Source organism: Nocardioides sp. T5, from assembly GCF_048161455.1.
GTDB lineage: Bacteria > Actinomycetota > Actinomycetes > Propionibacteriales > Nocardioidaceae > Nocardioides.
Genome location: NZ_CP182415.1, coordinates 1129469 through 1156273 on the forward strand (window position 1 = coordinate 1129469; position 26805 = coordinate 1156273).

The 26805-nt window shown below is 72.6% G+C and carries 34 protein-coding genes; 20 read left to right on the plus strand and 14 right to left on the minus strand.

The features are described from left to right. The first annotated feature begins 102 nt into the window (after positions 1-102). From ACNKF0_RS05375 to ACNKF0_RS05390, 4 genes are all read left to right on the plus strand, one after another. Complete coding sequence (locus tag ACNKF0_RS05375) at positions 103-1452, plus strand: sensor histidine kinase (RefSeq protein WP_416956410.1); 1350 nt, start codon at positions 103-105, stop codon at positions 1450-1452. Positions 1453-1493: 41 nt separating this feature from the next. Further along, on the plus strand, positions 1494-2141 hold the full coding sequence (locus ACNKF0_RS05380) for a response regulator (RefSeq protein ID WP_416958431.1): 648 nt from the start codon (positions 1494-1496) through the stop codon (positions 2139-2141). 81 nt (positions 2142-2222) lie between these two features. Further along, complete coding sequence (locus ACNKF0_RS05385) at positions 2223-3104, plus strand: ABC transporter ATP-binding protein (protein ID WP_416956412.1); 882 nt, start codon at positions 2223-2225, stop codon at positions 3102-3104. Next, positions 3101-4303, plus strand: a complete 1203-nt coding sequence (locus ACNKF0_RS05390; RefSeq protein ID WP_416956414.1) for an ABC transporter permease — start codon at positions 3101-3103, stop codon at positions 4301-4303. The genes ACNKF0_RS05385 and ACNKF0_RS05390 overlap by 4 nt, the downstream gene beginning before the upstream one ends. A 30-nt stretch (positions 4304-4333) precedes the next feature. On the opposite strand, the gene ACNKF0_RS05395 is transcribed toward ACNKF0_RS05390, so the two are convergent. The 6 genes from ACNKF0_RS05395 to ACNKF0_RS05420 are packed head-to-tail and all read right to left on the minus strand — an operon-like array spanning position 4334 to position 8145. Next, complete coding sequence (locus ACNKF0_RS05395) at positions 4334-4792, minus strand: VTT domain-containing protein (RefSeq protein ID WP_416956416.1); 459 nt, start codon at positions 4790-4792, stop codon at positions 4334-4336. Further along, positions 4792-5433: a CDP-alcohol phosphatidyltransferase family protein gene (locus ACNKF0_RS05400; RefSeq protein WP_299922166.1), complete on the minus strand. Its 642-nt coding sequence runs from the start codon at positions 5431-5433 to the stop codon at positions 4792-4794. The genes ACNKF0_RS05395 and ACNKF0_RS05400 overlap by 1 nt, the downstream gene beginning before the upstream one ends. An 18-nt stretch (positions 5434-5451) precedes the next feature. Beyond that, a complete protein-coding gene (locus ACNKF0_RS05405) occupies positions 5452-6084 on the minus strand; it encodes a Maf family protein (protein ID WP_416956419.1) in 633 nt (210 codons plus the stop codon). After that, positions 6081-6260 (minus strand): hypothetical protein, encoded by a 180-nt coding sequence (locus ACNKF0_RS05410; RefSeq protein WP_416956421.1) that lies wholly within the window; start codon positions 6258-6260, stop codon positions 6081-6083. Before ACNKF0_RS05410 ends, ACNKF0_RS05405 begins: the two co-directional genes overlap by 4 nt. Positions 6261-6304: 44 nt before the next feature. Continuing rightward, entirely contained in the window at positions 6305-6523 is a 219-nt protein-coding gene (locus tag ACNKF0_RS05415) for an acyl-CoA carboxylase subunit epsilon (RefSeq protein WP_299922159.1), read from the minus strand. Beyond that, complete coding sequence (locus ACNKF0_RS05420) at positions 6520-8145, minus strand: acyl-CoA carboxylase subunit beta (protein WP_416956423.1); 1626 nt, start codon at positions 8143-8145, stop codon at positions 6520-6522. Before ACNKF0_RS05420 ends, ACNKF0_RS05415 begins: the two co-directional genes overlap by 4 nt. Before the next feature lie 19 nt (positions 8146-8164). On the opposite strand from ACNKF0_RS05420, the gene ACNKF0_RS05425 reads away from it, so the two are divergent. The 6 genes from ACNKF0_RS05425 to purE all read left to right on the plus strand — a co-directional run bounded on the left by ACNKF0_RS05425 (position 8165) and on the right by purE (position 12706). Continuing rightward, complete coding sequence (locus ACNKF0_RS05425; RefSeq protein ID WP_416956425.1) at positions 8165-8962, plus strand: biotin--[acetyl-CoA-carboxylase] ligase; 798 nt, start codon at positions 8165-8167, stop codon at positions 8960-8962. A 32-nt stretch (positions 8963-8994) separates the two neighbouring features. Next, positions 8995-9498, plus strand: coding sequence for a PH domain-containing protein (locus tag ACNKF0_RS05430; protein ID WP_299922153.1), 504 nt, complete (start codon positions 8995-8997; stop codon positions 9496-9498). Next, complete coding sequence (locus ACNKF0_RS05435; protein ID WP_416956427.1) at positions 9488-10507, plus strand: adenylate/guanylate cyclase domain-containing protein; 1020 nt, start codon at positions 9488-9490, stop codon at positions 10505-10507. The genes ACNKF0_RS05430 and ACNKF0_RS05435 overlap by 11 nt, the downstream gene beginning before the upstream one ends. Positions 10508-10605: 98 nt before the next feature. Then, positions 10606-10923 (plus strand): winged helix-turn-helix domain-containing protein, encoded by a 318-nt coding sequence (locus tag ACNKF0_RS05440; RefSeq protein ID WP_416956429.1) that lies wholly within the window; start codon positions 10606-10608, stop codon positions 10921-10923. A gap of 119 nt (positions 10924-11042) precedes the next feature. Further along, complete coding sequence (locus tag ACNKF0_RS05445; protein WP_416958433.1) at positions 11043-12146, plus strand: 5-(carboxyamino)imidazole ribonucleotide synthase; 1104 nt, start codon at positions 11043-11045, stop codon at positions 12144-12146. 29 nt (positions 12147-12175) lie between these two features. Then, positions 12176-12706, plus strand: coding sequence for a 5-(carboxyamino)imidazole ribonucleotide mutase (gene purE / locus ACNKF0_RS05450; RefSeq protein ID WP_416956431.1), 531 nt, complete (start codon positions 12176-12178; stop codon positions 12704-12706). An 8-nt stretch (positions 12707-12714) separates the two neighbouring features. On the opposite strand, the gene arfB is transcribed toward purE, so the two are convergent. Further along, positions 12715-13149 carry an alternative ribosome rescue aminoacyl-tRNA hydrolase ArfB gene (arfB, locus tag ACNKF0_RS05455; RefSeq protein ID WP_299922143.1) on the minus strand — a complete coding sequence of 145 codons (435 nt, stop codon included), beginning with the start codon at positions 13147-13149 and terminating at the stop codon, positions 12715-12717. A 67-nt stretch (positions 13150-13216) separates the two neighbouring features. On the opposite strand from arfB, the gene lhgO reads away from it, so the two are divergent. Further along, a complete protein-coding gene (lhgO, locus tag ACNKF0_RS05460; RefSeq protein ID WP_416956433.1) occupies positions 13217-14416 on the plus strand; it encodes an L-2-hydroxyglutarate oxidase in 1200 nt (399 codons plus the stop codon). After that, positions 14413-15408, plus strand: a complete 996-nt coding sequence (locus tag ACNKF0_RS05465) for a Gfo/Idh/MocA family protein (protein ID WP_416956435.1) — start codon at positions 14413-14415, stop codon at positions 15406-15408. Before lhgO ends, ACNKF0_RS05465 begins: the two co-directional genes overlap by 4 nt. A 15-nt stretch (positions 15409-15423) precedes the next feature. Here the strand turns inward: ACNKF0_RS05465 and ACNKF0_RS05470 are convergent, their stop codons facing one another. Continuing rightward, positions 15424-15879, minus strand: coding sequence for a CoA-binding protein (locus tag ACNKF0_RS05470; RefSeq protein ID WP_416956437.1), 456 nt, complete (start codon positions 15877-15879; stop codon positions 15424-15426). 72 nt (positions 15880-15951) lie between these two features. Between ACNKF0_RS05470 and trxA the strand changes: the two genes are divergently transcribed. The 6 genes from trxA to crcB all read left to right on the plus strand — a co-directional run bounded on the left by trxA (position 15952) and on the right by crcB (position 20138). After that, the gene (gene trxA, locus ACNKF0_RS05475) at positions 15952-16332 is read left to right on the plus strand and encodes a thioredoxin (protein WP_299923190.1); all 381 of its coding nucleotides are present in this window, start codon (positions 15952-15954) and stop codon (positions 16330-16332) included. 121 nt (positions 16333-16453) lie between these two features. After that, positions 16454-17377, plus strand: coding sequence for a DUF6801 domain-containing protein (locus tag ACNKF0_RS05480; RefSeq protein WP_416956439.1), 924 nt, complete (start codon positions 16454-16456; stop codon positions 17375-17377). Positions 17378-17530: 153 nt separating this feature from the next. Beyond that, the gene (locus tag ACNKF0_RS05485; RefSeq protein WP_299922132.1) at positions 17531-18703 is read left to right on the plus strand and encodes an acyl-CoA dehydrogenase family protein; all 1173 of its coding nucleotides are present in this window, start codon (positions 17531-17533) and stop codon (positions 18701-18703) included. A gap of 126 nt (positions 18704-18829) precedes the next feature. After that, positions 18830-19405, plus strand: coding sequence for a fluoride efflux transporter FluC (locus ACNKF0_RS05490; RefSeq protein WP_416956441.1), 576 nt, complete (start codon positions 18830-18832; stop codon positions 19403-19405). Continuing rightward, complete coding sequence (locus ACNKF0_RS05495) at positions 19405-19767, plus strand: DUF190 domain-containing protein (protein ID WP_299922128.1); 363 nt, start codon at positions 19405-19407, stop codon at positions 19765-19767. The genes ACNKF0_RS05490 and ACNKF0_RS05495 overlap by 1 nt, the downstream gene beginning before the upstream one ends. Then, positions 19764-20138 (plus strand): fluoride efflux transporter CrcB, encoded by a 375-nt coding sequence (crcB, locus tag ACNKF0_RS05500; RefSeq protein WP_416956444.1) that lies wholly within the window; start codon positions 19764-19766, stop codon positions 20136-20138. Before ACNKF0_RS05495 ends, crcB begins: the two co-directional genes overlap by 4 nt. Before the next feature lie 14 nt (positions 20139-20152). Here the strand turns inward: crcB and ACNKF0_RS05505 are convergent, their stop codons facing one another. Next, positions 20153-20590 carry a pyridoxamine 5'-phosphate oxidase family protein gene (locus ACNKF0_RS05505; protein ID WP_416956446.1) on the minus strand — a complete coding sequence of 146 codons (438 nt, stop codon included), beginning with the start codon at positions 20588-20590 and terminating at the stop codon, positions 20153-20155. 107 nt (positions 20591-20697) lie between these two features. Between ACNKF0_RS05505 and ACNKF0_RS05510 the strand changes: the two genes are divergently transcribed. Both ACNKF0_RS05510 and ACNKF0_RS05515 read left to right on the plus strand, forming a co-directional pair. After that, positions 20698-21537, plus strand: a complete 840-nt coding sequence (locus tag ACNKF0_RS05510; RefSeq protein ID WP_416956448.1) for a universal stress protein — start codon at positions 20698-20700, stop codon at positions 21535-21537. Positions 21538-21571: 34 nt separating this feature from the next. Continuing rightward, positions 21572-22441: a hypothetical protein gene (locus tag ACNKF0_RS05515; RefSeq protein ID WP_416956450.1), complete on the plus strand. Its 870-nt coding sequence runs from the start codon at positions 21572-21574 to the stop codon at positions 22439-22441. On the opposite strand, the gene ACNKF0_RS05520 is transcribed toward ACNKF0_RS05515, so the two are convergent. From ACNKF0_RS05520 to ACNKF0_RS05540, 5 genes are all read right to left on the minus strand, one after another. Next, entirely contained in the window at positions 22419-24017 is a 1599-nt protein-coding gene (locus ACNKF0_RS05520) for a copper resistance CopC/CopD family protein (RefSeq protein ID WP_416956452.1), read from the minus strand. The two genes, ACNKF0_RS05515 and ACNKF0_RS05520, sit on opposite strands and share 23 nt — an antisense overlap. Continuing rightward, positions 23978-24853, minus strand: a complete 876-nt coding sequence (locus ACNKF0_RS05525; RefSeq protein ID WP_416956454.1) for a YcnI family protein — start codon at positions 24851-24853, stop codon at positions 23978-23980. The genes ACNKF0_RS05520 and ACNKF0_RS05525 overlap by 40 nt, the downstream gene beginning before the upstream one ends. Positions 24854-24927: 74 nt before the next feature. After that, a complete protein-coding gene (locus ACNKF0_RS05530) occupies positions 24928-25467 on the minus strand; it encodes a hypothetical protein (protein ID WP_416956456.1) in 540 nt (179 codons plus the stop codon). A 42-nt stretch (positions 25468-25509) separates the two neighbouring features. Beyond that, positions 25510-25932 carry a DUF1707 SHOCT-like domain-containing protein gene (locus ACNKF0_RS05535; protein WP_416956458.1) on the minus strand — a complete coding sequence of 141 codons (423 nt, stop codon included), beginning with the start codon at positions 25930-25932 and terminating at the stop codon, positions 25510-25512. Next, the gene (locus ACNKF0_RS05540; protein ID WP_416956460.1) at positions 25929-26657 is read right to left on the minus strand and encodes a PadR family transcriptional regulator; all 729 of its coding nucleotides are present in this window, start codon (positions 26655-26657) and stop codon (positions 25929-25931) included. The genes ACNKF0_RS05535 and ACNKF0_RS05540 overlap by 4 nt, the downstream gene beginning before the upstream one ends. Positions 26658-26805: the final 148 nt, after the last annotated feature.

Sequence of the window (26805 nt, forward strand, 5' to 3'; positions counted from 1 at the left end):
GTCGTCCGTCCCGTCAGCGCGCCGCAGACGGTCCGGCCGCAGTCCCCTGATCTCCTCCTCCCGACGGATCCGGTGGCGCGCGGCCCGATCTACCCTCGCCCCATGCCCAGCACGAGCCAGCGCGCCCTCACGTGGTTCGGCGTGGACGACGAGTGGGAGCGGCCGAGGCCGCCGGTCGGGCGCCAGGACGTCGTACTCGCAGCCAGCGTGGAGGCCGTCAGCCTGCTGGCGCTCGAGCTCGTGCGCAGCGCGGGCGGGCTCGACCACACCGACGCCCCGGTGTGGACGCAGTGGCTCGCCGTGTCGACCGGGGCCGCGCTCCTCCTGGGCCGGCGGCGGTGGCCGCTGGTGGTCGCGAGCCTCGCTGCACTGCACATGTTCGTCGCCGGCGTGACGATGCCGCAGGTGATGGGGCAGGTGTCGTTGCAGATCGTCTACTTCGTCGCCCTGCTCTCCGGCGTCGCCTACGCCCGGGACCGTCGCGCGATGGTCGTCGTCATCGGCACGATCGTGCTGTTCATGTTCGCGTGGATCACCTGGCAGTTCGCCGTGGGCTCGGCCGCCCAGGACATGATCGACGAGGCCCGGGACGGCGAGCGGATCGGGCTGTTCGGCGCGATCCCCGCCGCGGTGGCGATCACGCTGCTCATCAACGTCATCTACTTCGGCGGCGCCATCGTCGGCGGCGGCGTGTCCTGGCGGGCCGCCCGGCAGCGCATCCGCCTGCAGGAGCAGGCCGCCACCATCTCCGCGCAGGCCGGTCGGCTGCGCGAGCAGGCCGTCGTCGACGAGCGCCTGCGCATCGCCCGCGAGCTGCACGACGTCGTCGCCCACGGCGTCTCCGCGATGGGCATCCAGGCGGGAGCGGCACGACGGGTCCTCGACCGCGACCCCGACGCAGCACGTACGGCCCTCTCGCACGTCGAGGAGGCCTCCCGCGACGCGTTGACGCAGATGCGCCGCCTGCTCGGGACCCTGCGCGAGGGACCGGCGGACAGCCGGGACGACGGCACCGACGGCGCGGACACCGCGAGCGGGATGCGTACGTCGGAGGCTGGCGTCGACGCCCTGCCCGACCTCGTCGCGCAGGCGAACCGGGAGGGGCTCGCCGTCCGCCTCGACGTCGTCGAGGACCAGCCGTGCGCGACGAGCCGGCTCCCGCGCGGCATCGGGCTCGCGGTCTACCGCACGGTCCAGGAGGCGCTGACCAACGTCCGTCGCCACAGCACCGCCGACACCGTCTCGGTCGTGGTCCGGGTGCACGAGGCCGCCGCCTACGCGGAGGTCGAGGTGGTCGACAACGGCCGACCGCGCCACGGCACGTCCGGCAGCGGTCTCGGCCAGCTCGGCATCCGTGAACGCGCCGCCACTCACGACGGCCAGGTCGACATCGGACCGCGGGTGACGGGCGGCTACCGCGTCCGTGTGCGCTACCCGCTGGTGGCGTCGTGACGGAGCGTCCGCTGACGGTCCTGCTGGTCGACGACCACGCGATGGTGCGGTCCGGCTTCGCGATGGTCCTGTCCGTCGAGGACGACATCGAGGTCGTGGGCGAGGCCGCCGATGGGCTGGAGGCGATCGAGCGCGCCCGGGCGACCCGTCCCGACGTGGTGCTGATGGACGTCCAGATGCCGCGGATGGACGGGATCGAGGCCACCCGCCACCTCGTCGCCGATGACCTCGGGCACGTCGTCATCGTGACGACCTTCGACCGCGACGACTACCTCTTCGACGCCCTGCAGGCAGGGGCGAGCGGCTTCCTGCTGAAGAACGCCGGACCGGAGCAGCTCCTCGACGCCGTACGCGCCGCAGGCCGTGGGCACGCACTGCTCGCGCCGGAGGTGACCCGCCGCGTCATCGGCAAGATGGCCGGAGGGGCGGCGGCTCCCGACGCGGTCCCCGAGGCCCCCGACAGGGCCGAGCCGCGGGAGCTGGCGCTGCTCACCGCCCGCGAGCGGGAGGTGCTGGTGCTGCTCGGGCGTGGCCTGTCCAACGGCGAGATCGCCGGCACGCTCGTGCTGGGCGAGGCGACGGTGAAGACCCACGTGTCCAACGTGCTGGCCAAGCTGCACCTGCGCGGCCGGGTGCAGGCGGTCATCTACGCCTACGAGGCCGGCCTCATCCTCCCGACGGAGGAGTGAGCGAGGCACACACGGACTCTGCCGGGAGGTTCCGTCGCACGGTGGATCACACGGACCCCAGCGGTCACTAGCGTCGTGGTCATGTTGGAGATCAGGGAGCTGACCAGGCGGTTCGGGGACAACACCGCCGTGGACCACGTGTCGTTCGAGGTGCCAGCCGGGCTGATGACGGGCTTCGTCGGCGGCAACGGTGCGGGCAAGACCACGACCATGCGGATGGTGATGGGCGTGCTCGGCATCGACGAGGGGGAGGTGCTGTGGCAGGGCCGGCCCATCACCCGGCTGGACCGCCGTCGGATCGGCTACATGCCCGAGGAGCGCGGGCTCTACCCCAAGCAGCCGATCCTCGACCAGCTCGTCTACATCGCCCAGCTCAAGGGCATGGAGCGGGTCGCCGCCCGCACGCAGGTGACCGAGCTGCTGGAGCGGTTCGGGCTGGGGGAGCGGACCAAGGACCACCTGGAGAAGCTGTCGCTGGGCAACCAGCAGCGGGTGCAGATCATCGCCTCGGTGCTGCCCCGTCCGGCCGCGCTCGTCCTCGACGAGCCGTTCTCGGGCCTGGACCCGAGGGCCGTCGACTCGATGGTCGACCTGCTGCGCGAGTACACCCGCGACGGCGTGCCGGTCCTCTTCTCCAGCCACCAGCTCGACCTCGTCGAGCGACTGTGCGACCGGCTGGTCGTGCTGTCCCAAGGACGCCGGGTCGCCGCCGGGACGGTTGCGGAGCTGCGCGACGCGGGGGTGCCGCGCTTCCGCCTCGTCCTCGGCGGCGACGCCGGTTGGGTCCGTGACCTGCGCGGGCTGGAGGTCCTCGACCTCGACGGCTCGACCGCGCTGGTGGAGGTCCGCCAGGACGGCGCCGAGCAGCACCTCGTCACCGAGGCCACCAGCCGCGGCGACGTCCACGAGTTCGTCCGGGTCCGCCCGGCCCTCAGCGAGATCTACCGGGAGGCCACCGCATGAACACCGACAAGTCCAACGATAACGACGACCGGAGCACCGAGCCCGCCTGGCTGCTCGTCACCCGCCGGGAGGTCGTCTCGCGGATCACCGACAAGTCCTTCCTCTTCGGAACGGCGTTCATGGTCGTGCTCATCGCGGGCTTCATCGGCTTCAACGCCTGGCAGGAGGAGCGGACCGACCAGGTCACGCTGGCCGCCACCCCCGACTCGGTCGCGATGGCCACGATGGTCGCGGACGGCGCGCCGCAGGTCGATGACAACGTCGAGGTCACCGTCGTCGAGGTCGACGACCGTGCCGCGGCCGAGGCGGCCCTCCTCGACGACGAGGTCGACGCCTGGCTGCACCCGGCCGACGACGGGTGGCAGCTGACCTCGGAGTCGAGCGAGCAGGGCTCGTTGACCAGCGTCGTGGAGGCCGTCGTACGCCAGCAGGTGCTCACCGACAACGCCGCCGAGGTCGGCACCACGGTGGAGGCCCTGCAGGCCGGGAGCGCGGTCAGCACCGACTTCCTGCGCGGGGACGCCGAGAGGGCCGGCGTGGCCGAGGCCGTCGGCTTCGTGTTCGTCTTCCTCTTCTACTTCGCCGCCCTCGTCTTCGGCATGCAGCTGGCCTCGTCGGTGATCGAGGAGAAGCAGAGCCGGATCGTGGAGATCATCGCGGCCGCCATCCCGCTGCGACACCTGCTCGCCGGCAAGGTGCTCGGCAACACCGCCCTGGCGATGATCCAGCTGCTGGTCTACCTCGCGGTCGGCCTGGTGGGGCTGTCGTTCACGTCCTTCTCGTCCTACGTCCCGGCGCTGTCCGGTCCCACCGCGTGGTTCATCGGGTTCTTCTTCGCCGGCTTCGTCGCCCTGGCCTGCCTCTGGGCGGTCGCGGGGTCGCTCGCCTCGCGCACCGAGGACCTCCAGGCGACCTCGACGCCGCTGACGATGCTGATGCTCGTGATGTTCTTCGGCGGGCTCTCGCTCGACGGCAGGGGACAGGTGATCGCGTCGTTCGTGCCGCCCGTCTCGGCCGTGGTGATGCCCAAGCGCATCCTGGCCGGTGGCGTCGAGTGGTGGGAGCCGCTGCTGGCGCTGGGCCTGCTGGCCGCGTTCGCCGCGGTCACGGTCTGGATCGGGGAGCGCCTCTACCGCCGCGCGCTCCTGCAGACCGGCGGGCGGGTCAGCCTCCGTCAGGCGTGGGCCGCGGCCGAGTGACTGCACCGACCTGATCGGACGGCGGGGGCCTCAGAAGAGGTGCACCAGCGACGAGGTCCCCGACACCACCGCCCAGAACCGCAGCCCGCGCCCGAGCAGACCGGTCACCATGAAGATCCAGAACGGCACCCGCAGCGTCCCGGCGAGCACCGCGGTGACGGCGTACGGCGGGATGCCGGTGCTCGCGGAGACGAAGAGCAGGCCGGCCGTGAACCACGGCCGGCCCTCCGCGCGCTCGTGCCACTTCTCCAACGAGGCCCGCACCTTGGGCTTCTCGAGCTGGCGGTGGACCCAGGGGGCGCGGTCGACATGCATGCCGCCCCAGTACCAGAGGATCTTGCCGAGCATCTGCCCGATCGTGGCGGCCACCAGCAGGCCCCACAGCTGGCCGGGAGCCTGGCTGACCGAGACCACCAGGATGGCCTCGATGTTGATGAGCGGCACGAGGGCGGAGGCGATCGAGGCGCCCATGACGCTCCAGAACAGCATCAGCCCGCGGCTCCCGGGACCGGCAGGCCGATCTGCACGAGACGGCGCAGCGACACGCACTTGAGGACCAGGAGCGCCGAGGCGATCGCCAGCCCGACCCACATCCAGCCGGTGACGAGGAGCAGCACGGCGAAGAGCGCGCTGTTGACGGCCTTGGCGGGCTTGGACCAGTTCCACAGCCAGATCGGCCGGTCGACGACGAAGAAGTAGTTGGGGCTGCGGATCGGCCAGGCGAGGAACGCGATCGACAGGAAGAAGTCGACGACCATGAACTCGGCGAGGTAGACGAAGATCGCCGGCGACAGGTCGGGCTGCAGCCAGGCGAGGCCGATGTAGAACGCGGCGGCGTTGAACCGGTCGCAGATGACGTCGAGCACGGCTCCGATGCGGGTCTCGCAGTCGCGCACCCGGGCGTAGAAGCCGTCGAGCATGTCGCCGACCCAGTAGACGCCGAGGGCGACGACGAGCAGCGTCAGGCTCTGCTGGTGCGCTGCCATCGCCGCGAGCACCACCGACGCGACCGTGCGGACCGCGGTGATCACGGTGGCGCCGGTCAGCAGGCGCTCCTCGCGGACGCCGTAACGGTCCTCCGGGTCGGCCACCGGACGTGCCGGCACCTCTCCCTCCACCCCGCTCCCCACGCCCGGGATGCTATCGGGTCAGGTCCACAGGTCGGTCCACGCGTGGCCGAGCTCGAGGACCAGCTCGCGCAGCAGCGGCAGGCTCACGCCGACCACGTTGTGGTGGTCGCCCTCGATGCCACGCACGAAGGCGCCGCCGAAGCCGTCGATCGTGAAGGCCCCGGCGACGTGCAGCGGCTCGCCGGTGGCGACGTACGCCTCGATCTCGTCGTCACCCACGTCGGCGAAGTGCACGAGTGTCGAACCGGTCGCGGCGGCCACCCGGCCGGTGGCGACCTCACGCAGGCTGTGGCCGCTGTGCAGGACCGCGGTGCGTCCGCGCATCGACCGCCACCGCTCCCGTGCCTCGTCGGCGTCGTGCGGCTTGCCGAGCGCCTCGCCCTGCCCGCCCGCGCCGGGTGCCGGCGGCAGCTCGAGCACCGAGTCACAGCCGAGGACGAGGGCGTCGGGAGGCACGTCGTCTCGCACCGCGACGGCGGCGCACTTGAGCTCGGCGAGCTGGAGCGCCAGCTCGGCCGGCGGCAGGCAGCTCACCTGGTCCTCGTCGACCCCGCTGACGATCACGACCGGCTCGATGCCCGCGGACCGCAGCGTGGCCAGCCGGGCGGGGGAGGCGGACGCCAGGACCAGCGGGACGCGCGCGGCCGTCACAGGCGCCCCAGCGCCGCGCGCAGCGGGTCGAGCCCGAGCGAGCCCAGGTCGAGCGCCTCGCGGGCGTCGAAGCCTGCCGGCGAGAAGTCGGCCAGCGGGTCGAGGGCGCAGTAGTCCTCGACGTAGGCGTCGCAGAGGGCGTCGACCCTGCGCTCGTCCAGAAGGGGTTCGGTCACGCCGGTGACCCTAGCCTCCGCCCGACAGTGGAGCGCGGCGACGTTCAGCCGGGCAGGCCGCTGGCGCGCCAGGCGCCGGGGCCGTGGCGGTGCGTACGTCGTACGCCCCGCGCGGGGTGGCTCCACGTCGAGCGGGGTCGTTCGGGCGCCTCGCCCCCGGCCGAGCCCAGCGCGGAGAACACGGCGACCAGCGCGGCGATCTCCTCGGCCGTGGCGTCGGCGTTGACGACCCGGAGGATCGGGGTCTCCTGCTCGTCGGTCACAGCGGGATGTTCCCGTGCTTCTTGGGCGGCAGGCTCTCGCGCTTGGTGCGCAGCAGTCGGAGGGCGCGGACGACCTCGATGCGAGTCTCGTGAGGCGCGATCACGGCGTCGATGTAGCCCCGCTCGGCGGCGATGTAGGGGTTGGCGAGCGTGGTCTCGTACTCGTCGATGAGCTGGGCGCGCCGGGCCTCGACGTCACCGCCCTCGTCGCCGACCTTCTTCAGCGTCTTGCGGTGCAGGATGTTGGCGGCACCCTGGGCGCCCATCACGGCGATCTGGGCGGTGGGCCAGGCGACGTTGATGTCGGCGCCGAGGTGCTTGGATCCCATCACGTCGTAGGCGCCGCCGTAGGCCTTGCGGGTGATGACGGTGATCAGCGGGACGGTGGCCTCGGCGTAGGCGTAGATGAGCTTGGCGCCGCGGCGGATGATGCCGTCCCACTCCTGGTCGGTGCCGGGCAGGAAGCCGGGCACGTCGACGAACGTCAGGACCGGGATGTTGAACGCGTCGCAGAACCGCACGAAGCGCGCGGCCTTCTCGCTCGCGTCGATGTCGAGGGTGCCGGCGAACTGCATCGGCTGGTTGGCCACGACGCCGACCGACTGGCCCTCGACGCGGCCGAAGCCGATGAGGATGTTGGGGGCGAACAGCTCCTGGACCTCGAGGAAGTCCTCGTCGTCCACGACGGCGGTGATCACGTCGTGCATGTCGTAGGGCTGGTTCGCGCCGTCGGGGATGATCGTGTCCAGCGACCGGTCGAGGTCGGTGACCTCCATGTCGGGCGCCTCGTCGAAGACCGGGGCCGGGTCGAGGTTGTTCTGCGGGAGGTAGGACAGCATCGCCTTGACGTACTCGAGGGCGTCCTCCTCATCAGTGGCCATGTAGTGGGCGTTGCCCGACTTGGTGTTGTGGGTGCGCGCACCGCCGAGGTCCTCCATCGTGACGTCCTCGCCGGTGACGGTCTTGATCACGTCGGGACCGGTGATGAACATCGCGGAGGTCTGGTCGACCATGACCGTGAAGTCGGTGACCGCGGGGGAGTAGACGTGGCCGCCGGCGCAGTTGCCCATGATCATGCTGATCTGCGGGATCACGCCGGAGGCGTGCACGTTGCGGCGGAAGATCTCGCCGTAGAGGCCGAGGGAGACCACACCCTCCTGGATGCGGGCACCGGCGCCCTCGTTGATGCCGATGATCGGGCAGCCGGTCTTCATCGCCAGGTCCATGACCTTGGTGATCTTCTCGCCGTAGACCTCGCCCAGCGAGCCGCCGAAGACGGTGAAGTCCTGGCTGAAGACGCACACCATGCGACCGTTGACCTCGCCGTAACCGGTCACCACGCCGTCGCCGTAGGGGCGGTTCTTCTCCAGCCCGAACGCCGTCGAGCGGTGCCGCGCCAGCTCGTCGAGCTCCACGAAGGTGCCCTCGTCGAAGAGCATCTCGATGCGCTCGCGAGCGGTGCGGCGGCCCTTGGCGTGCTGCTTCTCGATCGCCTTGGCCGACCCGGCGTGCACCGCCTCGTCGAGGCGCCGCTCGAGGTCCGCGAGCTTGCCCGCGGTCGTGTGGAGGTCGATCTCGGACTCTGAGGGGACGTCGGTGCCTTCACCCGGCTGTGCGCTCATGTGGGGCAATGTAGACCCCATGACGCCCAGCCCGGCACCTCGCCCACCCCTCGACCTCGACCGGCTCACGGCGCCCATCGGCTGGCGCGTGGAGGTGGTCGAGGCCGCTCCCTCGACGAACGCGGTGGTCTCGGAACGGGCCCGCGCCGGCGAGGAGCCGGGCCTGGTGCTGGTCACCGAGCACCAGACCGCGGGGCGCGGTCGGCTCGACCGGTCGTGGGAGACCCCGGCCCGCTCCTCGCTGACCTTCTCGGTGCTGCTGCGCCCCGAGGTGCCGCCGGCGTCGTGGTCGTGGCTGCCGCTGCTGACCGGGTACGCCGTCCAGGCCGCGCTGGCCGACCGGCTGCCCGACGCCGCGCTCAAGTGGCCCAACGACGTCCTCGTCGACGACGGTTCCGGCAACGGTCGCAAGGTGTGCGGGATCCTCGTCGAGCGGGTCGAGACCGCTGCCGGTCCGGTGGCGGTCGTGGGCGTCGGCATCAACGTCGACCAGACGCTCGACGAGCTCCCGGTCGCGCTCGCCACGTCGATCTCGCTCGAGACCGGGGAGCCGGTGGAGCGCACGGGCCTCCTCAACCAGGTGCTCGGCTCGCTGCACGGCCTGCAGGGCCTGCTCGACGACGTGGAGTCGCTGCGCCGGGCCTACGCCGACGTGTGCGTGACGCTGGGCCGGACCGTCGACGTCCACCTGCCGGGGGGCGACGTACGCCGCGGCGAGGCGCTCGACATCGACGCGAGCGGGGCGCTCGTGGTCGGCACCGACGACGGGGCGTTCACGGTGGCCGCGGGCGACGTCGTGCACGTGCGTCCCGCCTAGCAGGCACGCACCCCGGGTGACATGATCGGCGGGTGGCGTTCCCCAGCAAGCTCCTCAACCCCGGTGAGCACGTCGTCGTCTCCACCCGGACGCACCCCAAGGCACTGGTCCTGCCGGGCCTCGCGCTGGTCGTGGCGCTGGTCCTGGCGTTCGTCGCGAACGGGCTGATCGAGGGGACCACCGGCACGGTGGCCGTCTGGGTGATCTTCGCGGTGGGACTCGTGGCGTTCGTGCTCGGTCCCCTCCTGCGCTGGCTCACGACCACCTACACCTTCACCAACCGCCGCTTCATCAAGCGCTCCGGCTTCATCGCCAAGGAGGGCCGCACGATCCCGCTCAACCGGATCAGCGGCGTGGACTTCGAGATCGGCCTGGTCGACCGCATCTTCGGCTGCGGCACCCTGGTCGTCTCCGACGCGAGCACCGCCGGGAGCGTGATGCTCCGCGACATCCCCGACGTCGAGCAGGTGCAGCTGCAGGTCGCCGAGCAGCTCCACCGGCTCTCGAGTGGCGACCGCCGCGACGATGGCGCCTGACCGCAAGCGGCGCGGCGGCCCTCGGGGCAAGGGCCCCCAGGACCCGCCGGGGGAGCAGCTCGACCACGCCATCCTGCGCAGCGAGCCGGCCTACAACGCCCTCGAGGTGGCTGCCGAGACCGGTGTGACGATCGAGCAGACCCGGCGCCTGTGGCGTGCGCTCGGCTTCCCCGAGTTCAGCGGCGAGAAGGCCTACACGGCCGCCGACATCGAGGCCGTCGGCACCCTCATGGGCTTCGTCGACTCCGGGGCCGTCGACTTCGACACGGCCGTCAACCTCACCCGGGGCGTCGGCCAGACGATGGCCCGCCTCGCCGACTGGGAGGTCTCCACGCTGGTCAGCCGGGTGGAGGAGATGGAGGCCGGGGACGAGGCCACCGGCTCGCGCATCGGGTCGGCGCTGCGGCTCATCGACGAGGTCAACCCGCCCTTCGAGCGGCTCCTGGTCTACGCCTGGCGGCGCCACCTCGCCGCCGCCGTCGGTCGGATCGAGGCGATGGGGGCCAAGGACGAGGACCTCCACACCATCGAGGTGACCGTCGGGTTCGCCGACCTGGTCTCCTTCACCGCGCTGTCCAACACCCTCGACCGCGACGAGATCGGCGACCTCGTCGAGGTCTTCGAGAGCCGGTGCCAGGACGTGGTGGCCCGCTACGGCGGCCGCATTATCAAGAGCCTCGGCGACTCCGTCCTCTTCGTCACCAACACCGCCGAGGAGGCGGTCGGGGTGGCCGAGGGCATCATCAACGTCATCGGCCGCGACCCGAAGATGCCCGACGTCCGGCTCGGCCTGGCCAGCGGCCCCGTGGTCCAGCGTCTCGGCGACATCTTCGGACCGCCGGTCAACATGGCTGCCCGCCTGACCCAGGTCGCGCGACGCAACCGGCTCATCGTCGACCAGAACACCGCCGACCTGCTCCCGGACGAGGAGTGGGAGGACCGCCGGCTGCCGGCCCGCCCGGTGCGCGGCTTCGGGCTCGTGGAGCCGGTGGCCGTACGCCGCCGCTGAGCCTGCCCTGCGCGGGCCGGTCAGGTGGACCAGACCAGTCGTCCACAATTCACCCATAAGGACCACCCCGGCGTCGGGCGGTCCCTACGTTTCAGCGCGTGTTGGCTGTGCAGGACGTACGACTCGACCCCACCTCGCGACAGGTGTGGCGTGGCGACCGCGAGATCAGGCTCTCCCGCAAGGAGTTCCAGCTCCTGCACGCCCTGATGGCGCGCCCGGGCGACATCGTCACCCGCAGCGAGCTGATGGCCGAGGTGTGGCAGACGTCGTTCTACACCAACTCCAAGACCATCGACGTGCACCTGGGCTGGCTGCGCCGCAAGCTCGGCGACGACCCCCGCCGGCCCACGCTGATCACCACCCACCGCGGTCGCGGCCTGCGGTTCGAACCGACCGTGGACAGGGTCGTCGGCTGAGGTCCCGCGAGACCGCGGCGGGGGCCGCGCACCGGGTCGCATAGGCTCCGGTCGTGTCCTCGACCGGCTCGCACCGCGCTCCCACGCTCGCCGTCATCGGGGGCGGCCAGCTCGCCCGGATGATGGCCCAGCCCGCCATCGCGCTCGGCCTCCCGCTGCGCCTGCTCGCCGAGGCCGAGGGCGTCTCGGCCGCCCAGGTCATCCCCGACCACCTGGTCGGTGACTACACCGACCTGCCCACGCTGCGGAAGGTCACCGACGGCGCCGCCGTGGTCACCTTCGACCACGAGCACGTCCCGACGGCCCACCTGCACGCGCTGGCCGACGACGGTCTCGCCGTGCGCCCCGGCCCGGAGGCGCTCGTGCACGCCCAGGACAAGGCGGTGATGCGTCGCCGCCTCGCCGAGCTCGACGTCCCGTGCCCGCGCAACGCCGTCGTCACGTCCCTCGCCGACGTGGAGGCCTTCGGCCTGCCGTGCGTGCTGAAGACCACCCGCGGTGGCTACGACGGCAAGGGCGTGTGGGTCGTGCGGGCGCCGGCCGAGGCGCAGGTCGCCTTCGACACCGCTGCGGCCGCCGGTGTCGAGGTGCTGGCCGAGGAGCTGGTCGACTTCCGGCGCGAGCTCTCCGCCCTCGTCGCCCGCGCCCCCAACGGCCAGGCCGCGGCGTACCCCGTCGTCACCTCCACCCAGCTCGACGGCATCTGCCACGAGGTCATCGCCCCCGCACCTGACCTCGCGCCCGCTCTCGCCGGTCAGGCGCAGGAGATCGCCCTGCGGGTCGCCGGTGCGCTCGACGTCACGGGCATCCTCGCCGTCGAGCTCTTCGAGACGACCGACGGCCGGATCCTGGTCAACGAGCTGGCGATGCGTCCGCACAACACCGGCCACTGGACCCAGGACGGCGCCGTGACGTCCCAGTTCGAGAATCACCTCCGCGCCGTCATGGACCTCCCGCTGGGTTCGCCGGCCCCACGTGAGCGCTGGACCGTGATGGTCAACATCCTCGGCGGGCCCACCGACAGCGGCCACCTCTACGACGGCCTGCCGCACGCCATGGCCCGCGACCCGCACCTGCGGGTGCACTTCTACGGCAAGGACCTGCGTCCCGGCCGCAAGGTCGGGCACGTCAACGCCTACGGCGACGACCTCGACGACTGCCTGGAGCGCGCGCGGCACGCCGCCGCGTGGTTCCGCGGCGACCTGGGCAACGAGAGCGACTAGCGACGTCGATGGGGAAGGAAGGCAGCAGCATGGGCGAGACGCAGCAGGTCAGGGTCGGCATCGTGATGGGCTCGGACTCCGACTGGCCGGTCATGCAGGCCGCCGGCGAGATCCTCACCGAGCTCGGCGTGGCGTGGGAGGCCGACGTCGTCTCGGCCCACCGGATGCCCACCGAGATGATCGAGTGGGGCCGGCAGGCCCACACCCGCGGGCTGTCGGTGGTCATCGCCGGCGCCGGGGGAGCGGCCCACCTGCCGGGGATGCTCGCCTCGGTCACCCCGTTGCCGGTCATCGGGGTGCCGGTGCCGCTCAAGTACCTCGACGGCATGGACTCGCTGCTCTCGATCGTGCAGATGCCCGGCGGCATCCCGGTCGCCACCGTCGCGATCGGCAACGCCAAGAACGCCGGCATCCTCGCCGCCCGCATCCTCGCGACCAGCGACGCCGAGCTCCAGCAGCGCCTCGTCGACTACCAGGCGGAGCTCGCCGAGACCGCCCACGCGAAGGGCGAGGTCGTCCGCCAGGCAGCGGCCGGCAGCACCCGCCGCGTCGGCTTCTGAGGCGGGGGTCAGTCCCGGTCGCGCACCCGCCCGCGGAGGGCCTTGGTCGAGCCCCGCTCCTTCTTCGCCTTGAGGCGCCGCTCCTTCGCGCCGCGGCTCGGTCGCGTCGCCCGGCGGGCCGGCGGTGGCGGGGCCAGCGCCCGGCGCAGCAGGTCGGCGAGGCGCTCGCGCGCCGCGACCCGGTTGCGGTGCTGCGAGCGGTGCTCGGACGCCGCGACGGTGACCCGCCCGGACGGCCACCGCCGCAGGGCCCGGGCCCGCTGGGCGTCGGTGAGGACCGTCGAGGACGCGACGTCGAGCTCGAGCTCCACCCGGGAGTCAGTCGTGTTGACCGACTGGCCGCCGGGACCGGGCGACTTCGAGAAGCGTTCGACCAGCTCGGCGGCAGGCACGACCAGGCCCTCGGGCAGGCCCGGACCGGGAGGGACGTGGAGGTCGCGCATCCCCCCATTGTGGGATGAAGGCGGAAGTTGCTTGACGGCGACCGGTCGAGGCACCAGCGTCTGGCCCGTGGGGGAGCAGAGGGTCGGTGTCGTGGGTGGAGGCATCCTCGGCGTGGCGATCGCGCGCGAGGTCGTCCGCCGGCGTCCCGGCACCGAGGTCGTGGTGCTGGAGAAGGAGGACCGGCTCGCCGCGCACCAGACCGGCCACAACTCCGGCGTCGTGCACGCCGGCATCTACTACAAGCCGGGCAGCCTCAAGGCCGAGCTCTGCGCCCGGGGGCGCGACCTGCTCCGTGACTTCTGCGCGGAGCACGCGATCGCGTACGACGCCTGCGGCAAGCTCGTCGTCGCGGTGGACCCCGACGAGATGGGGCGTTTCGACGCCCTCGAGCAGACGGCTCGCGCCAACGGCGTACCGGGGCTGCGCAGGCTGGCGGCCGGGGGGATCACCGACGTCGAGCCCCACGCGCGCGGCCTGGCCGCGCTCCACTCCCCGGAGACCGCGATCACCGACTACCCGGCGATCACCGCCGCGCTCGCCGACGAGGTCTTCGCAGCGGGCGGCGGCGTGCGCCTGGGGGCACGTGTCGTCGGGATCCGTCGGCAGGGTGACGGGGTGCTGGTGCGGGTGGAGGGGGACCCGGCGCCGCTGCGCTTCGACCACGTGGTGGTCGCGGCGGGCCTGCAGGCCGACCGCGTCTCCGCGCTCGTCGACGGCGAGCGCAGCCCGGCGATCCTGCCCTTTCGAGGCGAGTACCTCGGCGTCGCCGCCGCCAAGCAGGACCTCGTGCGCGGCATGGTCTACCCCGTGCCCGACCCGCGCTACCCCTTCCTCGGCGTCCACTTCACGAGGCGGGTCGACGGGTCCCTGGAGGTCGGGCCCAACGCGGTGCTGGCGACGCGGCGCGAGGGCTACCGGCGCCGGGACGTCTCGGCCACCGACCTGCGCGACGTGCTGGCGTGGCCCGGCTTCTGGCGCCTGGCGCGCGAGCACTGGCGCACCGGGGTCGACGAGGTGATCGGCTCGGCGTCCAAGCGGGCCTTCATGCGGTCGGCCTCGCGCTACGTCCCCGACATCGGCGTCGCCGACGTGACCCGCGCCGGCAGCGGCGTACGTGCGCAGGCGGTCGACCGCGACGGCAGCCTGGTCGACGACTTCCGCATCACCCGCTCCGACGGCGTCACCTGCGTACGCAACGCGCCCTCGCCGGGAGCGACCTCCAGCCTGGCGATCGCTGCCCACGTGGTGTCTAGGGTCCTCCCATGACGACACGCTGGGGAATCGCCGCGACGGGCGGCATGGCCGCCGCCTTCGCCTCCGACCTCGCCCTCACCGACGACGCCGAGATCGCCTTCGTCGGCAGCCGCGCGCCGTCCTCGGCCGCCGCCTTCGCCGAGCGCTTCGGAGCGCCCGGGTCGGGCACCTACCGCGACCTCGTCGAGGCGGGCCGGCGCGGTGACGTCGACGTGCTCTACCTCGCGACCCCGCACCCGCAGCACCACGACCTGGCCCTCGCCGCGATCGAGGCGCGCACGCCGCTGCTGGTCGAGAAGGCGTTCACCGCCACGCTGGCCGGGGCCGAGGAGGTGGTCGCCGCGGCCCGCGCCGCCGAGGTGTTCTGCATGGAGGCGATGTGGACCCGCTTCCAGCCGGCCGTCGCCCACGTGCGTGACCTCGTCGCCGCCGGTGAGATCGGTGAGGTGCTGCTGGTGCAGGCCGACTTCGGAGCGCAGCGCGACTTCGACCCGGCCAGCCGGCTCTTCGACCTCGCGCTCGGCGGCGGCTCGATCCTCGACCTCGGCGTCTACCCGGTCTCGCTGGCCCAGCACCTCCTCGGCCGTCCCGACCGCGTGACCACCACCGGCACCACCTACTCCAACGGCGCCGACCGGTCGGCCGCCATCCAGCTGTCGTACGACGACGGGCGGGCCGCGGCGCTGACCTGCACGCTGGCCAGCCAGACGCCGGGCCGGGCGATCGTCGTGGGGACGAAGGGCTCCATCGAGCTGGTCCCGCCGTTCTACCACCCGAGCGCGCTCGTCGTACGTCGCAACGGCGCGGAGGTCGAGGAGGTCGAGCGGCTGCCCACCGGGCGCGGCTACGTCCACCAGGCCGAGGAGGTGCAGCGCTGCCTGTCCGCCGGGCTCACCGAGAGCCCGCTGATGCCGCTGCAGGACACCCTCGACGTGATGTGGGTGCTCGAGGAGGCCCTCGGCCAGCTCGGCATCACGATGGCCGAGGCGCCCGTCGAGCTGTAGCCGGGTCCGCCGGGGTCAGCGACCGCGCCTGCGCCACTCGATCGCGGGGCAGGTGTCCATCACCATCGGCACGCCGGCGGCGGTCGTCCGGTCGAAGGCGTCCTGGTCGATGACCCCGAGCTGGAACCACACGCCGCCCGCGCCGACCGCGACGGCCTGGTCGGCGAACTCGCCGGCGGCGTCCGAGCGGCGGAAGACGTCGACGACGTCGATCGGTCCGGGCACGTCGGCGAGCGTGGCGTAGCCCTGCTCACCCAGCACCGCGGGGGCGCCCGGGTCGGCGAAGACCGGGTGCACCGGGATGATGCGCTTGCCGCGCTCCTGGAGCAGCGCGGCGATGGAGTACACCGTACGGCCGGGGTCGCCCGACAGTCCGACGACGGCCCAGGTCTGCGCGTCGTCGAGCATCCGGTCGATCGTCGTGGGGTCCTGCCAGTCGCTGCTCACGGATCCGGCCTGCGAGGTGGTCATGCGTCCACCGTAGACAGCGGCCCCAGCGGCCGGTCGGGGAATACCCCTGGGGGTATGACGGTTGAACCGGTCATGACTACTACCGCGCTCACTGCCACCGACTTCCAGTCCACCATCGCCGACAACGAGATGGTCATCGTCGACTTCTGGGCCTCCTGGTGCGGCCCGTGTCGCCAGTTCGCCCCCGTCTTCGAGGCTGCCTCGGAGCAGCACCCCGACATCGTCTTCGGCAAGGTCGACACCGAGGCCGAGCAGGCGCTCGCCGCCGCGGCCCAGATCACCTCGATCCCCACGCTGATGGCCTTCAAGGACGGCGTGCTGGTCTTCTCCCAGCCCGGCGCCCTCCCGGCCGCAGCGTTCGGGGAGCTCGTCACCGCGCTCCGCGGCCTCGACGTTCAGGCCGCGATGCGCGAGGCCGAGGCCGCCGAGCTGGCAGAACGACCCGGCGCCTGACGCATTCGCCGGGAGGTCCTCGATTACCGGTTGGTAGGAGCCCGTCGTGTCTGGCCTCCCCCGCGGTGGTGATGTGGTGGGATGAACGCCGTCACACCACCATCACGAGGGGAAGTCCCACATGCTCCACACTGCAGCCCGGCGCCTCGGCGCCGTCGCGGTCGCCAGCGCGCTGAGCGCCGGCGCGCTGGTCACCATCGCGGCGCCCGCCGCCACCGCCGCCACCGCGGCGACCACCTACACCTGCACCTTCCCGAGCCTCGGCGCGAGAGACATCCCGGTGTCCATCACCGCCACCCTTCCCGCTGCGGCCAACGCCGGCCTCGACGCCCCGGCCATCCCGGTGCTGCTGAGCGTGACGCTCCCGGGTGACGTGGTCGACGCCGCGAAGGGCCTGTTCCAGGCAACCACGATCGGGGGCTTCTCCAACGACATGGTCGCGACGTTGGACGAGCTGTCCTCGTCGGACGCCGCTGACCTGCCGTTGCAGAACGCCCGCTTCCCGCAGACCGCGGTGCCGGCGACCGCCAACACGCCGCTGACGCTCAACACGCCCAACCCGCTCGCCACCCCGGGCGTGACGCCGGCGTCCACGGTGCCGGTCAACCTGCCGGGTGCCGGCACCTACAACATCGCCGTCCCGTCGGCCTTCAAGTTCACCGCCACCAAGCAGGGCGACGTGACGATGCTGGCCGACGTGCCGTGCGCCATCAAGGCCGGGGCGCCTTCGAGCCTGGGCACGATCATCCTGGCCGCGAACGAGTCGACCACCAAGGCGACGCCGGCCAAGAAGGTCACGCCGCTCGGCCAGAAGACCAAGCTGAAGGTCGTCGTGGAGGCCAGCAACGAGGTCCCCACCGGCAAGGTCAAGGTGATGAAGGGCAAGAAGGTCCTCGGCAAGGGCACCCTCAACGCCAAGGGCAAGGTCAAGGTCACCCTCAAGAAGGCGCTGCCCGCGGGCAAGACCAAGGTCAAGGTCACGTACCTCGGGGACGACTACACCGAGAAGTCCAAGGACAAGAAGGTCGTGATCAAGGTCCGCTGACCCGGTCCGCACGACGTCCACGCCCGGTCGGTGCTTCGGCACCGGCCGGGCGTTCGGCGTTCGGCGTCCGTCGGGCCGTCCGCGCGCGAGGTGGCCATCGCCACACCCGAGACACCTCCTGCGGAAAGCATGGACGTCCTAGGATCAGGACCCATGAGCGAGTTCCCCCTCTACGCCCTCTCCGAGGAGCACCAGGCCATCCGCGAGGCAGTCCGTGCGGTCGCCGACGCCAAGATCGCGCCCCACGCCGCAGCCGTCGACGAGGAGGCCCGCTATCCCCACGAGGCTGCTGAGGCGCTGCTGGCCTCGGACTTCCACGCCCCGCACGTGCCGGAGGCGTACGGCGGTGCCGGCGCGGACGCGCTGGCCACCGTGCTGGTCATCGAGGAGGTCGCGCGTGCGTGCGTGTCGTCGTCGCTGATCCCGGCGGTCAACAAGCTCGGTTCGCTCCCGGTGCAGATCGCCGGCTCGGAGGAGCTCAAGCAGAAGTACCTCGGGGCGCTGGCCCGCGGTGAGGGCGGGTTCTCCTACTGCCTGTCCGAGCCTGACGCCGGCTCGGACGCGGGCGGCATGAAGACCCGTGCGGTCCGCGACGGCGACGAGTGGGTGCTCGACGGCGTGAAGCGCTGGATCACCAACGCCGGCGAGTCGGAGTTCTACACCGTCATGGCCGTCACCGACCCCGAGAAGAAGACCCGTGGCGGCATCTCCGCCTTCGTCGTGGAGAAGTCCGATGCGGGCGTCTCCTTCGGTGCGCCGGAGAAGAAGCTCGGCATCAAGGGCAGCCCGACGCGCGAGGTCTACCTCGACAAGGTCCGCATCCCGGCCTCGCGGATGATCGGGGAGGAGGGGACCGGCTTCACGACCGCGATGAAGACCCTCGACCACACCCGCGTGACCATCGCCGCGCAGGCGGTGGGCGTCGCGCAGGGGGCGCTCGACTACGCGCTCGACTACGCGAAGGAGCGCCAGCAGTTCGGGAAGTCGATCGCCGACTTCCAGGGCATGCAGTTCATGCTCGCCGACATGGGCATGAAGGTCGAGGCGGCCCGCCAGATGACGTACGCCGCCGCCGGCCGCTCCGAGCGCGGCGACGACGACCTCACCTTCTTCGGCGCGGCGGCGAAGTGCTTCGCCTCCGACGTCGCGATGGAGGTCACGGTCAACGCCGTCCAGGTCCTCGGCGGCTACGGCTTCACCCGCGACTACCCGGTCGAGCGGATGATGCGCGACGCCAAGATCACCCAGATCTACGAGGGCACCAACCAGGTCCAGCGGATCGTGATGGCCCGCCAGCTTCTCGCCGGGGTGCAGTCGGAGCTCTGACCCACGGTCCTGCGGGACCGGCACGGACCCGACTGGGTAGCATGGTGCCGACACGAAGGCGGTGGGGCTCGCCGACAACCGTGGCGACCGCCACCAACAGTCCCTACCTGACGAGGTAGGAGATCCATGCCCGAGCACGAGTCCGTCGAAGACTCCACGATCGCCGGTCTCCCGGTCGACCCCGACGTCGGCCCGGAGGACGTCGCCCGGCCCTCCCGGTCCGGGGGTGGGCCCGGTCTGGTCCGCTCCCACGCCGACGTGCTGGTGGTGATCGCTACCGGCGGCGCGTTGGGCAGCCTGGGGCGGTGGGCCGTGGGGGAGGCGCTCCCGACCGGCCCGAACGGGTTCCCGTGGTCGACGTTCGTCGAGAACTGCACGGGCGCGTTCGCCCTAGGTGCGCTGATGGTGTTCGTCCTCGACGTCTGGCCCCCGCGCCGCTACCTCCGCCCGTTCCTCGGCGTGGGTGTCCTCGGGGGCTACACCACGTTCTCGACCTACATGCTCGACGCGCGCGACCTGCTCGCCGCCGGCCACGAGGGCACTGCCTTCACCTATCTCGCCGCCACCCTGCTCGTCGGGCTCGCCGCCGTCTGGATCGGCATCGTCTCTGCCCGCGCGACGGTGGCGGGCGTGCGACGACGTCGTCGCTCTGCCACCGCCGAGCATGCCGACACCCTGTCGACCGACCAGGAGGACCAGTGATGGAGATCGACGCCCCTGCCGTCCGGCTCACGATCATGGTCGGCGAGTCCGACCAGTTCCACGGCCGTCCCGTCTACACCGAGGTCGTGCACCGCGCCCACCGCGCCGGGCTCGCCGGTGCCAGCGTCTTCCGGGGCATCGAGGGCTTCGGCAGGTCCCACCACGTCCACACCACCCGCTTGTTGTCGCTGAGCGAGGACCTTCCCGTGCTCGTCGTCGTGGTCGACGCCGAGGACAAGGTGCGGGCCTTCCTCCCCGGCCTCGAGGACCTGGCCATCGAGGGACTCGTGATGATCGAGCCGGTGGAGGTCGTCCGCTACGCCGGCCGCGACGAGCGCCGGGATCCGGGCGGTCGTCCGTGACGGTCCTGATGGTCCTCGTCGGGGGAGCGGTGGGCGCTCCGCTGCGCTACCTGACCGACCTCCTCGTGCAGGCCCGCCACGACAGCGTATTCCCGTGGGGCACGTTCACGGTCAACGTCCTCGGGTCGCTCGTGCTGGGCGTCGCCGCGGGCAGCGTGGTGGCGCTGTCGCCCCCGTCGTGGGTCCTGGCGCTGGTCGGCACGGGACTCTGCGGTGCGTTCACGACCTTCTCGACCTTCGGCTTCGAGACGATCCGGCTCATCGAGGAGGGGTCGTGGTCGACCGCGTTGGTCAACTCCGTCGCGAGTCTCGCGGTCGGGCTCGGCGTGTGCGCCGGGGCGTACGCCGCATCGGTCGCGGTGCTGGGCTGACGCCGGGCGAGCAGTCAGTCGGGCGTCATGTGCCGCCAGGGACGCGACAGCTCGAAGTGGCGCCCGCTGATCTCGGTGACGTCGACCTCGACGACGTTGTACTTCGACGTGGAGACCCACGGACGGAGTGGGAGGTTGTCGGCGCGGTGCTCCTCGTCCTCCTCGAGGCGGCGGGCTCGGCCGCGCAGCACGATGCTGGTGGCGTGCTCGCCGACGATCTCGTCGACCTCGAAGGCGACGTCGGGGTTCATCACGACCCCGAGCAGCTTCGACCCCTCGGCGGTCCGGAACAGCAGCGACCGGCGACCGGTCGCGGGGTCGTGGTCCACGGCGTAGTTGACGGGTGCGATGTGCACCTCGTCGGCGAGGTGGTGGGCCAGCCTGCCGAACTCGTGGTGGCGCAGGAACTCCCAGCACTCCTCGGTGCCCAAGCGGGTGATCGGCTCGTCCATGCACTGACGGTACGGCGACTCGCGCGGGGTCGGCAGGGTCCTTGGACCCCACCGGGACGGGCCGTCCTCACCTGTCGCGCCACGCGCGCACGGCACACGCTGGGAGCATGGACACCACGCACACGCCCACCCGACGGATCCTGGTCGCCTACGACGGCTCCCCGGAGGCCGAGCTCGCCCTGCGCTGGGCGTCGGAGGAGGCGCGCGGCACCGGTCGTGGCCTCCACGTCGTCGCCGTGGACGACGTCGTCACCTCGCCGTGGGGCGCGGAGGCGGTCCACCGCGGCGAGGAGGCGCTGGCCGGCATCGAGGAGACGCTGGGCGACCTCGACGTCGTCGCCGAGACCCGCGTCGGCCACGTGACCGGCGAGCTGCTGGGTGCGGCGGCGTCCGCCGAGATGGTGGTCGTCGGGAGCCGTGGGCACGGTCGCACCGAGGACCTGCTCGTCGGCTCCGTGAGCCAGCACCTGGCCCGGCACGCGCCCTGCCCCGTCGTCGTCGTACGTCCCACCCGGGAGGGCACCGCCCGCCGCATCGTGGTCGGCGTCGACGGCTCGGCGACCAGCTCGGCGGCGCTGGACTATGCGTGCCGACGGGCCGAGCGGACCGGCGAGACGGTGGTCGCGCTCCACGCCTGGCGCACCCGCGCGCCGTCGACCGACGTGTGGAACAGCGAGCCCCGGGCGCTCGAGGGACTGGCCCACCGCCAGGTCCTGCTGGCCGAGAGCGTCGCCGGTCTGGTGGCCGACCACCCGGACGTCGTGCTCGAGCAGGAGACCGTCCCGGTGGCACCGGTGCGGTGCCTGGTCGACGCGTCCCACAACGCTTCCCTCCTCGTCGTCGGCTCGCACGGTCTCGGCTTCTTCGGAGGCCTGCTGCTCGGCTCGGTGAGCCAGGCCGTGCTGCAGCGCGCGGAGTGCCCGGTTGCCGTGGTGCGCCCGGGCTGACCCCGCTCTGGCGTCGTGGGGGAGGATCGTCCCCGTGAAGCCCGCGCTCCGCTCCGCCCTGCCACTCGTCATGACCGGCGTGCTGCTGGCCGGGTGCAGCTCGGGCGATGCTGGCTCGGGCGGCTCCGACAGCCAGGACGGCCAGGTCGAGGCGGGACACACGCACGCCCCCGGCCAGGGCCACACCTCCCTGGCCGTCGGCGACGGCACCCGTGTCAGCGAGGTGGGCTACTCGCTCGCCGGACTTCAGGTGCGCGAGCGACCCGACGGCATCGGGGAGCTGCGCTTCCGCATCGACGACCACGACGGCGAGCCCGTCACCGACTACGTCGAGGAGCTGACCAAGGAGCTCCACCTCTACGTCGTCAACGACGACCTGACCGTCTTCCGGCACCTGCACCCCACGCGGGCCGAGGACGGCACGTGGACCGCGCCCTTCGACGTCCCGGACGCCGGCGGCTACCGGGTCGTCACCGAGTTCATCGCGGTGGACGAGGGCGGCAACGGCGACCACGTCGTGCTCGGCCGTCCCCTGGCGCTGCCGCCGGGTGACCCGGGCGACACCGCCGCGGAGGACCGGGCGGTGTCCGTGTCAGTGGCCGAGGTCCCGACGACGGGCCCCGACGGCGAGCTGCGGCTCGTCGTGCGCGACGCCGAGGGCCGGCCCGTCGAGCTCGGCACCTACCTCGGCGCCTACAGCCACGTGACGGGGTTCCACCGCGAGACCGGCGCCATGGTGCACCTGCACCCGCTCGCCGCCCCGGAGGTCACGGAGGGCGGCTCGGAGCTGACCTTCCACGCCGAGATCGACGACCCCGGTGACTACCGTCTGTTCGCGCAGGTGCGTGTCGACGGGTTCCTGCACACGGTGCCGGTGGAGCTCACGGTCGCACGTTCAGCCTGAGGGTCGTGACCGGGTTGTCGAAGCGGCTGAGCGCGATGCCGACCTGGACCTCCCACTCACCTGCGCGCGGCACCACGACCTCGCCGCGGTAGGTGCCCGCGGCGATCGGCGTCACCACGACCGTGCCGAGGTCGAGCCCCTCGGTGCGCAGTGAGACGACCGGGTTGACCGGCGGGTCGTACGGCTCGCCGGCAGCGTCCTGCACCTGCACGAGCAGGGTGTTGGAGCCCGTACGCCGGGGGTCCATCACCGCCAGCACGCGCAGGTCGCCGGCCGTGGCCGCGCCGACCCCGGTGGTGCCGGAGGCTGCTGTGACGGGCGCCGGGCGCGGCGACTGGTTGACCAGGACGCCGGTGACGCCGAGCAGCGCGGCGAGCAGCACCGCCTCGGCCCGGACGGTCCGGGTGACTGCGGCGGCGGCGCGCTCGCGGTCACCGAAGCCGACCGCGCGGGTGACGGTCGAGAGCGTGCGCCAGCGGTTCCAGCCGCCGAGGCCGGCGACCAGCAGCGCGATCGCGACCTTGGCGAGGAGCAGCCAGCCGTAGCGGGTCTCGACCAGTCCGGACCACGACCCCACGATGCGCCAGGCCAGGAACGTGCCCGTGGCGGCGACCGCCAGCAGCAGGCCGCCGGCGAGGGTGGAGAACCGGGCGAGCGTCGACGCGGCGACGACCTCGCGCCCGGCGAGCGCCCGCAGCGACAGCACGAGGCCGACGAGCCCGCCGAACCACGCCGCGCCCGCCACCAGGTGGAGCACGTCGGCGGCGACGAGCAGCGGTGACGGCTCGTAGGCACGGGTGTGTCCGACCACCGACGGGCCTGCGAGCGCCAGCACGGCGCCCCCTGCGAGCAGCCAGCCGCGCGTGCGGTCGGGAGGCGCGTCGGAGGCCGCCCACACCGCGACGCCCAGCCCGGCGAGCACCATCACGGCGCTCAGCAGCTCGTTGACGACGAGGCCGGGGTCGAACGCCGACACGACGTCGGTGAGCTCGAGGCCCTGCCCGTAGACGGCCGCGACCGGCACCTGCAGGACGATGCCAGCGGCGCCCGCCGCGGCGGCGTACGTCAGCAGCCGGCGCAGGCGGGCACGTGTCTCGGTGCCGGTCCAGGTGCGGGGGAGGACCAGCGCGAGGAACAGCGCGAGGCCTGCCGCGAGCAGCAGGCCGACGTAGGTGACGACGGCGACCACGTCGCGCACCACGGTCACCGCGGTCGAGGAGCTCTGCGGCTCGGGGGCTGCCGTCACGGATGCCGAGGGCGCGCCGACCGAGAACGTCAGCGCCCCCGAGATCGGGTGGCCGTCGCCGGAGAGGACGTTCCACGACACGACGTAGGTGCCGTCGGCGAGGTCAGCCGCACCGGCGAGGTCGACGGTCACCTCGGTGCCGTTGGCGCCCGCGGTCGAGTCGACCTCGTCACCCTCGGCGTCGTAGACAGCGACCTCCTGCGACGTCAGCCGCACCGGCTCGTTGAAGGTCAGCGTGACGGTGTCGGGGGCCGTCTCCACGACCGCCCCTTCGACCGGGTCGGTCTCGATCAGCTCGGCGTGCGCCGAGGCCGGCGCGGCCCCGAGCACGACGAGCGCGAGCGCGACCAGTGCGGCAGCGACCCGGCCCCACCCGGGGGGAGGGCCGGGTGCCGCCGCACCGGTCGCGCCGCCGACGTCACGAGGTCGAGCGCGTCCGGGCGAGGGCGAGACCGCCGGCGGCCAGGCCGAGCAGGCCGGCCACCAGGCCGGCCCAGCCGAGGGCCGGCGAGCCTGTCGCCTGCGTCGGCGGCAGCCTCGGTGGTCTCGGTGGTCTCGCCGTCGTCGGTGGTCTCCGCCTCGTCCGCGGCAGGCTCGGCGGCAGCGTCGTCACCGTGGCCCCCGCCCTCGGCGGCGACGATCTCGAACGCCGGCGCCGGGCTCTCGAGCTCGTCGGCGTCCTGGCCCTCGGCGGGGACCTCGACCCAGCCGGTCTCGCCCGTCTGGCAGGTCTGGACCGTCGGGAAGGTCAGCATCTCGCCCTCGGCGTCGGGGAGCTGGAAGGACAGCTCGAACGCGTCGCGCTCCCCGTCGGGGAGCGGTGTGGTCGCGGTGTAGACGATCGACGCGGTCCGCTCGGTGACCTCGTTGCCGTGGGCGTCGGCCACCGGCTCGTCGAGCTGCTCGATCGTCTTCTCGACGTCGTAGAAGGGGTTGCGGCTCGGGGTCACCGAGAGCACCGACTCCGGGACCTGGATCTCGAGCTTCGTGGTGGGCGAGCCCTCGCAGCCGTGGCCGACGCTGAACGTGACGACGGTGTAGGAGCCGGCCGCGGCCGTCGACGGCGTGGCGGTGACGTGCGCGCTCGCCGGGGTGGCGAGCGAGAGGGCGATGGCCGCAGTGGCGGCCGGGAGCGCGCCGAGGCGCGCGAAGGTACGGATGGACATGTCTCTCCTGAGGTGTGGTGCGGGTCTGGGTCGCGTGCCTGGGGGTCGCCTGACCACCCGAGCCCGGACCGGACTCAGGCGGGTAGGACCGCCGGAGGCGGACCACGCCTCGGGGGGACGAGCAGGAGGACGAGCGAGGAGCGCGGCGCGGCCGCGGACGGGCGACGCCGTACGCGTGAGACGACCGGGACGGCCGGGTGCGCGCGGACGGAGACCGAGCACGACGCGGCGCGCCGCCCGGCCCACCACAGGACCGCGGTGAGCAGGGTGACGAAGACGTGCGCCGCGGCCATCTGCCACGACCAGCCCGGGTCAGTGGCGGTGACGGCGGCGTGGTCGTGGCCGGCGACGAGGCCGTAGGACTCGTGGACGCCGAGCTGCGCGGCGGCCACCGCCGGCAGCAAGGCCCAGCCGGGCACGTCACGGCGGAAGACCAGCAGGCTCCCGGCGAGGACGACGGCCGTGACGAGCGCCAGACCGGGGCCGGTCGGGACGTTGCCACCGGCCCACGTGTGGGCTGCGGTGGCGCCGACGACGGCGACGGTCGTCGCCGCGAGGGCGCGGGCGAGGGCGTGCGGAGCCTGCGCCCGCACCACCCCCGGCTCCCGCGTCACGGGGCCATCGTCGCAGACGGGACGCTCAAGCGATGGCGCGGTCTACCAGCCGTGCGGGTGCCCGTGGCGCCGGTAGTCGGCGCGCCCGGGCGGGGGCGGCGCGAACGGACCACGACGCCGGTGCATGAACCACATCAGCGGGAAGACGAGCAGGAACAGCGGCGCGTCGGCGATCACGCTGAGGACGATGAGCACGGCCAGCACCGGCAGCAGCGGGAACCGGCGCCGCGAACCGGGCCGCTCCTGGGCTCGTGCCGGCGTGCGGACCGGCTGCGCCTGGGGGCGCGGCAGGTCGCTGAACAGTGCCGCCAGGTCGGCGCGGGTGCGCGCCGTCCAGATGGCGTCGAGCCGCTCGTCGTACTCCTCGTGGTCGAGGCGCCCGTCGGCGTAGTGCATCGCGAGGTCGGCCATCGCCCGCTCGCGGTCGCTGTCGGCGATGCGCAGGCGCGGGTCCGGCACGGTCATCGCTCGCCGTCCCGTCCGTCCGCGAGGACGCCGTAGAGCCGACGACGGGTGTCGACGAGCACGTCGAGGGCGGCCTTCTTCTGCTGCTCCGAGCCCTGCGTGGCCAGCTGCCAGACCGCGCTGACGACCTGTCCGATCTCGCTCTTGATGTCGGCGTGGCCGGACGGCTGGTCCGAGGAGGTCTCCTCGGCGCGGGTGAAGGGCGCCCACACGGCTGCGAGGTCGGCACCGTTGTCCTCGGCCCAGGCGACACCCGAGTCGGTGAGCCGGATGGTGCGGCGACCGCGCTCGTCGTCGGACTCCACGAGGCCCTCGTCCTGGAGCTGCTGGATGGTCGGGTAGACCGAGCCGGGGGAGGGGCGCCACTCGCCGTTGCTCAGCTCGGCGATCTCCTGGATGACCTGGTAGCCGTTGATCGGCTCGTCGGCCTTCCGGGCCCGGTGCAGCACGTCGATGATCGCGGTGCGGACGTCGCCGCGCCGCACCCGCGGGCCGCGCTGCTGGGGGCGCTGCGGAGCGTTGGCGAAACCGAAGATCTCGCCGAGCCACGGCGGGGGACCGCCGGCGCGGTGGCCGCGGCCGCCGCCGGAGAACGCCTGGCCCCAGCCGCTCCAGTCGGACGTCCCGCGCGGTCGGCGGTAGTCACGCTCGCTGGGGGTGTCGTTGCCGGTGTCGTTGTTGTCGTTGCTCTCGGGCCAGTCGGCCCCGGGCCATTGGTGTCCCATGTCGCGCTCCTCGTCGTCGGGTGAGCGGTACGTCGTGATCTATCGGTGACGTATCGCGATATATCGCCAGCGTACGACCCTGCTCACGGACGTTCAAGGGGCAGGTGGGGGAACGCCCGAGCGGTGGTCCACCCACACTCCTGGCGTA